The following is a 10506-nucleotide window of genomic DNA, read 5'->3' on the forward strand; positions in this document are numbered from 1 at the left end:
GACAGGACGGACGACGACCACGGCACCGCGCCTGTCCGCTTCCGCGGTGACCGGGCATCAGCCGCCTTCCCCCTCCGAGAGCGAGACGCCCGTGCCCCCTGCCACCCCTGCCCCGCACCCCACCGGGCCCGCGCTGGAATTACTGGTCCACGGGGTGGGCGGGACCACCCCCCAGGACATGCTCGTCGACCCGCGCACGGTCCGGATCACCGGCGACGCCACCGCCGCCATCTACCGCCGCTCCGCCGACACCGACGCCGAACAGCACCCCGAGCGCTACCGGGACAAGCCCGTCGCCGAGGCGTACTGCTGGTCCAACCTCACCTCCGGCAACGGCTCCCGCGCGCTGTGGCTGCTGCTCCTGCCGTTCATGGTGATCAACCTCGCCCACTGGATGCGCCCCGTCGCCCGGCGGCGCCCCCGCGCCGTCCGGCTCTACGGAGTCCTCGTACGGCTCATCGCGCTCAGCCTCACCGTGCTGCTCACGGCCGCCGCCTGCGAGGTCGCCCTCGACCTCACCGCCTGGCAGTGCGCGGGCGTCGCCGCCTGCTCCGACCAGCGCTCCTGGCTCGGCTTCCTCGCCGCCGACCAGGGCGGCTGGTGGTCGCAGCCCGGCCGCCGCCTCGCCCTGGCCGCCGTCGTACCGGCCGCGCTCGTCGGACTGCTCTGGTTCCTGTCCAACCGGACCTGGAGCGCCTACGAATCCCAGCGCCCGCTGACCGGCGCCCACGCGGACGACGAGGACGGCACCGACCCCGCGCCCGCCCCCGAAATCGTCCGCCCCGCGCTCGGACGGCCCGGATTCTGGTACGGGCGCCGCCTCGTCGCCCGGCTGCGCGCCGCCCACACCGCCGCCGGCTTCCTCACCGTCACCGCGTCCGTCACCGAGGCCGCCGCCCGCCACGACCGCGCGGCCGGCGGACCCGTGGCCCCGTACCTCGGCCGGCTCATCGAGGTCGCGCTCGCCGCCGGGCTGATCGTCGTGCTCTGGGTCGTCTGCCGCCGGGGCCGCAGCGAACGCCGCCTCGACAACCGGCTCGACCGCGCCCTCATCACCTGGCTGCCCGGCGCCGCGCTCACCCTTCTCGTCCTGGCCGCCGTGCACGCCGGCTGGTCCCGCCCCGGCTGGACCTCCTCCGGCACCCTCCCCGGCGACACCACGTTCCGGGTGGTCACCCTCGCCCAGGGCATCCTGATCGTCTCCCTCGCCGCCGTCTCCCTCGACCTCTACCGGCGCTGCCCCGAGCCGCGCACCGTCCTGCGCGGCCTCGGCGGACCCGCCGTCGCGATGCTCGCCTGTGCCCTCGGCGGCGTGATGACCGGCGGCATCGCCCAGCGCGTCGCCGACTGGCTCGACGGACCCGGCAGCCCCGGCATGGGCCGCAGCGCCTTCATAGCGGGACCGCCGGTCCTGCTCAGCTGGCAGGCGTCCGTCATCCCCGTCCTCCTCGCACTGCTCCTGGTACCGGGCGCCGTCCTCGGCGTACGCACCTGGCTGACCGCCCGCCGGCTGGAACCGGTCATCGACGCCGAGTACGGGGAGCCCTGCCCCGACCCGTCCCGGACCAAGCAGATCGCCCGCATCCGGGCCACGGCCGCGCTCACCGACTCCGCCCCCGGCATGCTCGGACTCGTCTCCGGCGCCACGCTCCTGCTCGGCGCGGCGGCGGTCGCCGGTGCCTGGGCCACCGGCGAGGTCCCCGGACGCGCCCTCGACGGCAGCGGCTCCTTCGCCGAATCGGTGGCCGAGGCGGCCCAGTCCACCGGCTCCTGGCTCATCGGCTTCGGCTTCCTCGTCTTCGTCGCCTGCGGCAGACGGGCCTACCGCGACGAATCCGCCCGGCGCACCATCGGCATCCTGTGGGACGTCGGTACGTTCTGGCCGCGCGCCGCCCACCCCTTCGCACCGCCCTGCTACGCCGAGCGCGCCGTACCCGACCTGGCCTCCCGGATGTCCGGCTGGACCGCCCTCACCCGCGGCCGCCTCGTCATCTCCGGGCACTCCCAGGGCAGCGTCCTCGCGGCCTCCGCGGTCTGGCAGCTGCCCGCCCGCACCCGCCGCCGGGTCGCCCTGCTCACCTACGGCTCCCCGCTCGAACGCCTCTACGGCCGCTGGTTCCCGGCCTACTTCGGACCGGAGCAGCTCCACGGGCTGCACCGCTCCGTGCACTGCTGGCGCAACCTGTGGCGGGCCACCGACCCCATCGGCGGCGCGATCAGGCTCGGCCTGGAATCCGGCCCCGAAGTCGACCGGGGCCCGCTGGAGGACCCGCTGGTCTACGGACGCACCCCCGAGCATCCGCTGCCCGAGCCGGTCCTCGGCCACTCCGACTACCAGGCCGACCCCGTCTTCGCCGAGGAGCGCGCCGCCCTCCTGGAACGGCTCGTGCCCGTCCTGCCCCAGCAGACGGAACCCGCCCGCGAGGACTTCAGGGCAGTGCCGGGAGGTCCTCCGGGAACAGCAGAGTGAGGTCGTCCGTGCTCGGATCGGCGAGCTGGGCGACCCGGCCCGCGTGCCGCTCGACCATCGACTCGAACGTCTGGCGAGCGGTGCGCCCGTTGCCGAACGCCGGACCCTTGGGCAGCTCCGCGAAGTACTTCAGCAACGCCTCGCCGGTGCCCGACGCCAGGCTGTACTCCTGCTCCCGCGACTGCTGCTCCACGATCCGCAGCAGCTCGTCCGGCGCGTAGTCGCTGAAGGTGATGGTCCGCGAGAAGCGGGACGCCACCCCCGGATTGACGGTCAGGAACCGCTCCATCTCCCGCGTGTACCCGGCGACGATCACGACCACCGCGTCCCGGTGGTCCTCCATCAGCTTCACCAGCGTGTCGATCGCCTCCCGGCCGAAGTCCCGGCCGGAGTCCTCGGGCGACAGCGCGTACGCCTCGTCGACGAACAGCACCCCGCCGCGCGCCCGGTCGAACGCCTCCTGCGTACGGATGGCGGTCGAGCCGATGTGCTCACCGACCAGATCGACGCGGGACACCTCCACGAGATGGCCGCGCTCCAGCACCCCGAGCGCCGCCAGGATCTCCCCGTACAGCCGGGCCACCGTCGTCTTGCCCGTCCCCGGCGAACCCGTGAACACCAGATGGCGGCGGACCGAGGCCGCCTTCAGCCCGGCCTCCCGGCGCCTGCGCCCCACCTCGATCATGTCCGTCAGCGCCCGCACCTCCCGCTTGACGCTGTCCAGCCCCACCAGCGCGTCCAGCTCGCCCAGCACCTCGCCGGACGTGCGCGCGGGGGCGGCCGGCGCGGCCGGCCGCGGCTCCACCGGGCGCGGCGCGGGGACGGAACCGAGCAGCCCGGGCGCGGACTGGGTGGCCGTCAGGACCGGGGCCGGCGGGGGAGCGGTGGTCCGAAGCCCGCTCTCGTCGCTGGTGCAGTCCTCCACGACCGGCCCGCTTCCGGTGCCGTCCTGCTGGCCGGCGCCCTCCGGGAACTCGTAGCCGCCGCGCGCGCACCGCTCGGTACGGCACCGGGTGAGCGTCGTGCGGCAGCCCTCCATCACATGGAAGCCGTAACCCTCGCTGCCCGTGACCCGGCAGCCGTTGAACGTGCCCCGGCCCTCGGCCGACACGTAGAACCCGGCCTCGGCGGGCGAGGTCACCGTGCACCGCTCGATGACCGGGTCGGCCCCCTTAGTGACGATCACCCCCGTCTGGACGGCGTCTACGGTGCAGTTGTTCAGCGTGCCGCCGCTGCCGTGGTCGCGGAACCACGCACCGGTCGACGCCTCCCGGATGCGGCAGTCGTCCAGCTGCGCGGTCGCGCCGTCGCTGACGGAGACCGCGGTGTTGCGGACCTGGGAGAGATCGCTGTCCACGACGTCGGCGCGGGAGCCCCGGTCGAGGACGAACAGGGCGTCCGGCACGTCGTGGACCCGGCAGGAATCCAGTATCACCGTCGCCCCGTCGCTGACCCAGACCGCCGGATAGTCGCCCGTACTGTCGTGGATCTCGCACTGGTTGGCGTCCACCCGGGTGCCGGGGTCCCAGACGGAGAGCCCGTTGCGGCCGAAGCGGCGCACCGTCGACCGGGTCAGCGTCAGCACCGCCCGCGAGCGCAGATCCACCGCGTTCTCCGGGATGTCATGGATGTCGCAGTCGGCCAGCGTCAGCACCGCGTCGGTGTCCAGCGTGACGCCGTCCGCCGAAGTGCGGTGCACCGTGCAGTCGGTGAGATGGGCGGCGGCGCGCGAGGTCACCTGGACACCGCTGCCCTTGATCTCGTACACCTCGCAGCCCAGGGCCTCCAGGCCGCTGCCCTCCCCGGTGACGGACAGTCCGGCGCCCGAGGCGTGGTGCACCCGGCAGCGGTCGAGACGGGGATGCCCGCCGTCGCGCACGGTGACCCCGGACTGGCCGGCCGACACGATCTCGCACTCCTCGAACACCCCGCCCGCGCCGTCGAGCACGGCGATGCCGACGCCGGCCGGATTGTCCACCGTGCACCGCCGGACGGTGGGCCGGGCGGAGCCCCGCACCTCGACCCCGGCGGCCGAGCGGGTCACGATGCGCACATCCGCTATCTCCGGCGCGCCCTCCTCGACGAGCACGGCGGGGGCCGCCGAGTCCTGGCCCTCCACATGGATGTCCTGGACGATGGCGGAGGCGCGCAGCGTCAGCGGCACCCCGTCCGCCGGGGCGATGCGCACGGAGCCGACCGCGCCCTCGGGCCCGCGCAGCGTCACCGCGCGGCCGATGACCAGGTTCTCCCGGTAGGTGCCGGGCGCGACGGTGAGCACGTCACCGTCGGCCGCCGCCTCCAGCGCCGCGGTGAGGGAGGCGTATTCACCCGTGCGGCGCCGCCACCGCGATGTGCCGGTGTGCGTCACCTGGACCGTGCCCTGTGCCATGGCGCTGTCGTGCCCCCGCCTCGTGGTGCGTGTGTGATGCCCGTGTCAGCCGCCTCGCGACGCCGACCAGCCGGGGTCCGCCTGCCGGGGAAGCGACGGGCGGGCCGGTCCACCGTAGCGCGCGCGGAGGCCGGGAGTTGACCCGATCCGCAGGTCCGGGCACCCGCCCTAGCTGCCCGCGCCCGTCCTGCCCCAGTCCGGGCCGACCGCAGCCCAGGCCCGGTCGATCCGCTCGTACCGGCGCAGCGTCATCCGCCACAGGATCAGGCGCCGGCCGCACTCGATCAGCAGCGCGGCCAGCAGCGCCGCGCCGAACCCGGCCAGCGCGGCATGCGTGTGCCCGGTCGCCGCGTCCATCGGGCGGGTCGCGGGTTCTCCGCGCCGGTCGGTCCAGATCCGGACCCGGGTCCCCGGTCTCGCGTTCCGCCCGGCGGTCCTGACCTCGGCGGTGCGGGCGCTGCCGTCCGGGGCGCGCCAGCGCGCCACCACGGCGGTGCGCCGCATGCTGTCGGTGGACGTCTCCGGGTCGGCGGTGAAACGAGCGGCCGCCACCCGGCGCACCACCACGGCGGTCGTGGGATGCCGTTCGGCCCGCTGGGCGCGCACCACCGCCTGGAGCGCCGCGTCCGTCCGCGTTCCGCAGAGCCGGCCCAGGGCCGGAGCCGCCAGCATCAGCAGCAGGAACGCGACCAGGGCCAGCCAGGCCTCGAACCGGTCCGTCGCCCGGCGCAGCGGGTTGTGGCGCCAGCGCACGACACCGGTCATCGCTCGCACGGTCCCGCACCCCCTTCCGTGTCCGTACTGACCCGGTACGGATGGCCGGGCCGCGCGTCGTAAGCGGCCCATCGGTCCCAACGCACGGCACGTCGCCGTGAGTTCCCGGGCGCGTGACAGCGGCCGGAAACGGCCCGTCGCGGACGGCCCCTCCCCTGGGGTGGTCGCCGCGCGACGGGCGCGTTCGGGCATCGATCGAGGTGCGGGCACGGGGCGGCAGGGGGGGAAGCCGCCCCCGGCGCCGCCCGTGCGGCGACGCCGGATCAGGTCCTAGTAGCCCTGGCCGCCCTGGTAGCCCCGGCCGCCCTGGTAGGGCTGCTGGCCGTACGGGTCGTACGGGGACTGCACGGGCGCGGGCCGGGGCGCCGCCGGGCGCATCGACTCGTACCCCGTGCTCTGCGCGGGCCGCTGCTGCTGCTGCGGCGGGGGCGCCTGGTACATCCCCCGGCCGCCGGCCGGCTGCTGCGGGATGTACGGCGCCGGCGCGTGCTGCAACTGCGGGGGCTGCATCGGCGCGTAGTGCTGCTGCTGCGCCGCCTGTTGCGGGTAACCGTAGGACGGCTGGGGCTGGGAGGGCGCGGCGGGAAGAGCCGGCAGGGCCGCGGGGAGCGCCGGCAGATAGCTGCTGCCGGTGTCGTAGGCGGCGGGCACTCGGATCGGTGCGATCTGAGGGGTGCCCCGCTCCGCGACCAGAGAGTCGTAGATCGGAGTGTCGGGGAACGACGGCGCGGCGTAGTAGCCGCCACCGTAGGTGGAGCGAGGGGAGGTCATGACACCTAAGTTAAGCCCACGATGTGCAGATTGGGGAGTCCCAATTTCCCGGTTGTCGTACGGACTGAGTTTCCCGCTGTCCGAGCAGGTGAAAGAACGGTGAAGAGTCGGTCGGGAGAGGGCTTTCCGCGGTGCGGTACTTGGGCCCCGGCCGTGCCGCGTCGCTCTGCGGAGTGTGCCGAGTACCGCCAGGTAGCTTTCCGGTGCCGGGACCGTGCGGCGGGGCCCGCGCCGGCCGGGGCCCGGCCCCCTCGATCCGGGCCGCGCGGGCCCGAGTTCACCCCGTCGCGACGGACCGCGGCCGGTGGCTGACGAGGAGGCCGTCGTCCGTCGCCGCGAGCAGCCGGCCCGCGTACGCGGCGAGCGCGGTGGCGGCGGGAAAGGCGCCCGCGGGGACGAAGGGCGCTTCGGTGGTGACCGGGGGCCGGGTCAGCAACCCGTCCGGACCACAGGCGTACAGACGCGCGTTGAGCACCGCCAGCGAGACCGCCTTGCCGGCCGGCCCCAGGGGAGTCCACGGCGCTTCGGGCCGCAGGGCCGGCCGGTGGTGCAGGGTGTCGTCGTGCGGCGTCACCGCGAACAGCGTGTTGTCGCACATCGCCAGCGCCGTCGTGCCGGCCGGGACCGTGCCGGCCGGGGTCCACGGGGCCGGTCCCGGTACCGGGTCGCGTACGAGCAGCCGGTCGTCCGTGCCGACGGCCAGCAGGGCGAGCGGGGTGGGATGGCACGCCTCGCGGGGCGCGGCCAGGCAGCGGATCTCCGGCTCATGCCCGCCGGGCACCGGCGGGCAGGCGGTCCACGGCAGGTTCTGGTCGCACGGCTCGCGGTGGAGCAGCGTCCTGCCGTCCTCGGCGACCGCGAAGAGCAGCCCCTCGCAGGCGGCGAGCGCGCGCACTCCGGGCGCCCGTCCCACGGTGTGCCAGGAGGGGACGGGCACCGCGCCGCCGAGGCGGTCCAGCACATTGCGGGTGACCCGGTCCACGGCCGGATCGTCCAGGGCACGGCCCCAGTTGATGGTGGCCGCGTTGAAGACCGTGCCGGCGCCCAGCCGGAAGACGCCCATGGTGGCCCAGCCGCCCTGCCCGTACGTCCGCCAGTGACGCAGGTCCGCGGTGGCGAGGACGGTGAACGAGCGCGGGGTGCCGTCCCGCCCGGTGGCCCGGGGCACCCCCGACGACCAGTCGAGTTCGGCGGCATCCGTCTCGTAGCCGAGGGCGCCCCGGGCGAAGGCGTCTCCGTCGCCCAGGCCGGTGCCCTCGAACACCCAGTGGTCGGCGAACCGGATCGTGTACGACTCGCGGCCGATGAGGGACATGCCCTCGCCCCAGGAACCGGCGCCGTTGCGGAAGCTGACCCCGGTCATGGAGTTCTCGGGACGGTCGACGGGCGAGCTGGACCACTCGACCGTCGTGCGGCGCGGGTCCGTGGCCGCGACCGGGTCGGTGGTGGCGTCGCGGTGGCACACCATCGTGCGCCCGCCGTCCTCCAGCCGCATCTGCCACCAGGCCGTGTTGCCGGCGAACACGGCCAGGTTTCCGCCCCTGCGGACGAACTCCTCGACGTTGTCGCGCATCCCGGCCGACCAGTACTCGTCGTGGCCGTTGACGATCAGCAGCCGGTAGGCGGACAGGAGTTCGCCGCCGTCGTCGAGATCGAGGCCCGAGCAGAACTCGACCGGGTACCCGGCTTCGGGGAGCCAGCGCAGCAGCGGCTCCTCCCAGCGCTCGGGCGGCGGGCCGCCGCCCGGATCGGTGAAGGACACCCGCGCGGCGCGGCCCGGTTCCTCGGCGTAGTAGATGCTGCGGCCCGGCTGGCCGGCGCGGTGGTAGGCCCGCCAGGTGGCGAAGGGGATGGAGACCAGCACCGCCGATGCCGTCGCGGGCCTCGCCGCGCGGACGGCGAACCAGACCTCGTGCTCGGGGTCCCGCTCCGGTTCCGGTGTCTCGGGGCGGTCGTCGTGGAAGCGGGCCACGTACAGCGAACTGGGCCAGTCGTGCGGGACGTCCAGGGTCCAGCGGGTGCCGCGCACGGCCGCGCGGGTCATCGGGCGGCCGGTCACGGCGTCGGCGACGACGACCCGGCCGGTCAGCGGCCCGCCCCCGCCCGCGGTCACCTCGAAGCGCATGGTTCCGCCCTGGGCGCACGAGGTCGTCCCGGCCCGCGCCACGGGGCGCGCGACCGGCCGGGCGCTCACCGGCCGGCCCTCGCGGCCGTGAGGAGTGCGGGCAGTTCCGTCAGACGGTGCGGGTGTCCGGCCGAGGCGTTCACCACGACCTCCTCGATGGCGCGCAGATGGGCGTGGATGGTGTCCGACGGCAGATACGCGGTGTCGGCGGTCAGGGTGACGGTCAGCTCGTCGTCGTCGCCGCTCACATGCAGGCAGTACCGGCAGGCGACCCGGTCCTGGGTCGCGGGGAAGTCGAGCACACTGCGGCGGCGGAGCAGATCGAGCTCGTCCGGGCGCGGTGCCGGGCGGGGCGGCCCCACCCGCTCCACCAGGCGCATGTCGTTGAAGCAGCAGTACGGATGCACCTCGGTGCCGCGCTCGGCGGCCGCCCGGTCCAGCAGGGCGTCCCAGTCCGCCGGATCGTAGGCGGCGGCCCGGTACCCGGCGAGCGCGGCCGGCCAGGCGTCGGCCAGCAGATCGGTGAAGTCCGCTTCCGGGCCCGCGACCTGGTCCATGCGCAGGACGAACAGCGCGTCCTGGGACAGGGTGCTCACCAGGGTGCGGTGGCCGCCGGCCGCACGGTTGCCCGCGATCGGCATCATTGCCGCCACCGAGTGCCCCTGCCCGGCGGCGACCAGGGCGGCGGACGCGGCCAGCAGCACGGTGGAACCGCTGACCCGGTGCGCGGCCGCCACCGCGTCGACGGCCCGGGGGAGTGCGGCCGACCTCAGCCGGCCCGTCCAGAACCGGGGCGCGCGCGGCGGTGCGACCGGCTCCGGGAACATCGTCGGGGGCGCCGCCCGCAGCCCCCGCTCCCAGTGGTCGAGGGCGGCCCGGCCCGAACGCCGGCCGGCCGGGGACGCCTGACGCAGGCCCAGGTCCAGCGGGGTGTCCGCGCAGACGGGGCCGGCCGAGCCCCGGCGGACCAGCAGCCGCAGATCGCGGACCAGGACCTCCGCCGCGTGCCCGTCGGCCGCCAGATGGCACAGCGCCAGCACGGCGTGCGTGATCCGCCCCGCGTGCCGGACGGCGCCGAACCGCACCGGCCACTCGTCCGCGTAGCCGAAGCGCCGGGCGGTCAGCGACGACAGCAGCTCGTCGGCCGCCGCCGCGGCCTCGCCCGGATCGGCCACGTCCTGGACCAGGACCTCCGCGGACCCCTGCCCGGACAGGCGCTGACGGACCTCGCCGCCCTCCTCCGCCACCACGGTGCGCAGCGCCTCGTGCCGGAGGACCAGCGCGGCGAGCGCGTCCGTCAGCCGCGCCAGGTCCACCGGCGCGCCCCGGTCGGCGAGGGGGAGCACCCGGCCGATGTTGAAGTAGTGGTCGTTGGGGCGGGTACGGCCGATCGCGTGCCAGATGGCGCGCTGGCCCCAGGTCAGCGGGGCGTCCCCGGCGCGGCCGCCGGCGAAGGCGAAGGACACGGTGGTGTCCGCCGTCGCCGCCGTCACGGGGCGTCCTTGGCGACCAGGCCCCGCACCCGGTCGGTGAGCTGGTCGAGCCCGTCCGTGTACAGGCTCCGGTCGCCCAGGTCGATGAGGACGTCGTACTCCGACTCCAGGCTGTCGGCGAGCCGCAGCAGGGACAGCGAGCCGACCCCGAGCGCGGCCAGCGAGTCGGCCGAGCCCAGGAGTTCCGCGACGGTCAGCCGGCCGTCCGTGGCCCGTTCGACGAGCCGGGCGACGCCGTCGCGGGTGGGGGCGGGCGCGGTCACCGGGCACCGCCGTCCTGCCGGGCGGCCTCGTCGGCCAGCCGGCGGCGCAGGCTGAGCGGCCGGATGTCCGGCCACACCCGGTCGACGTGCGCGACGCACTCCTCCTCGGTGCCGCCGAAGCCCTCCGCCCGCCAGCCCGCGGGCAGTGGCGTGCCCTCCGGCCAGAGGGCGTGCTGCTCCTCGTCGTTGACGGCCACGAGGTAGCGGGTCGATGCGGTCAT

The 10506-nt window shown here is 75.3% G+C and carries 7 protein-coding genes and 1 pseudogene; 1 reads left to right on the plus strand and 7 read right to left on the minus strand.

All coding sequences use genetic code 11. The annotated features are described in order from the left end of the window. Nucleotides 1-91: 91 nt before the first annotated feature. A pseudogene (locus DNK56_RS16370) lies at nt 92-2457 on the plus strand (hypothetical protein); the annotation flags it as partial. Here the strand turns inward: DNK56_RS16370 and DNK56_RS16375 are convergent. The 7 genes from DNK56_RS16375 to DNK56_RS16405 all read right to left on the minus strand — a co-directional run bounded on the left by DNK56_RS16375 (nt 2430) and on the right by DNK56_RS16405 (nt 10506). After that, nucleotides 2430-4859 (minus strand): right-handed parallel beta-helix repeat-containing protein, encoded by a 2430-nt coding sequence (locus tag DNK56_RS16375; RefSeq protein WP_111334706.1) that lies wholly within the window; start codon nt 4857-4859, stop codon nt 2430-2432. The pseudogene DNK56_RS16370 and the gene DNK56_RS16375 sit on opposite strands and share 28 nt — an antisense overlap. Before the next feature lie 168 nt (nt 4860-5027). After that, nucleotides 5028-5624 (minus strand): Rv1733c family protein, encoded by a 597-nt coding sequence (locus DNK56_RS16380; protein WP_111334708.1) that lies wholly within the window; start codon nt 5622-5624, stop codon nt 5028-5030. 279 nt (nt 5625-5903) lie between these two features. Next, nucleotides 5904-6404 carry a DUF6643 family protein gene (locus tag DNK56_RS16385; RefSeq protein WP_111334711.1) on the minus strand — a complete coding sequence of 167 codons (501 nt, stop codon included), beginning with the start codon at nt 6402-6404 and terminating at the stop codon, nt 5904-5906. A 277-nt stretch (nt 6405-6681) separates the two neighbouring features. Continuing rightward, on the minus strand, nt 6682-8529 hold the full coding sequence (locus DNK56_RS16390; protein ID WP_111334713.1) for a N,N-dimethylformamidase beta subunit family domain-containing protein: 1848 nt from the start codon (nt 8527-8529) through the stop codon (nt 6682-6684). Nucleotides 8530-8594: 65 nt separating this feature from the next. Next, on the minus strand, nt 8595-10022 hold the full coding sequence (locus DNK56_RS16395; RefSeq protein WP_111334716.1) for a condensation domain-containing protein: 1428 nt from the start codon (nt 10020-10022) through the stop codon (nt 8595-8597). Continuing rightward, nucleotides 10019-10285 (minus strand): hypothetical protein, encoded by a 267-nt coding sequence (locus DNK56_RS16400; protein WP_111334719.1) that lies wholly within the window; start codon nt 10283-10285, stop codon nt 10019-10021. The genes DNK56_RS16395 and DNK56_RS16400 overlap by 4 nt, the downstream gene beginning before the upstream one ends. Further along, nucleotides 10282-10506 carry an MbtH family protein gene (locus DNK56_RS16405; RefSeq protein WP_111334722.1) on the minus strand — a complete coding sequence of 75 codons (225 nt, stop codon included), beginning with the start codon at nt 10504-10506 and terminating at the stop codon, nt 10282-10284. The genes DNK56_RS16400 and DNK56_RS16405 overlap by 4 nt, the downstream gene beginning before the upstream one ends.

Origin of the sequence: Streptomyces sp. AC1-42W, assembly GCF_003248355.1 — a bacterium.
Taxonomy (GTDB): Bacteria; Actinomycetota; Actinomycetes; order Streptomycetales; family Streptomycetaceae; genus Streptomyces.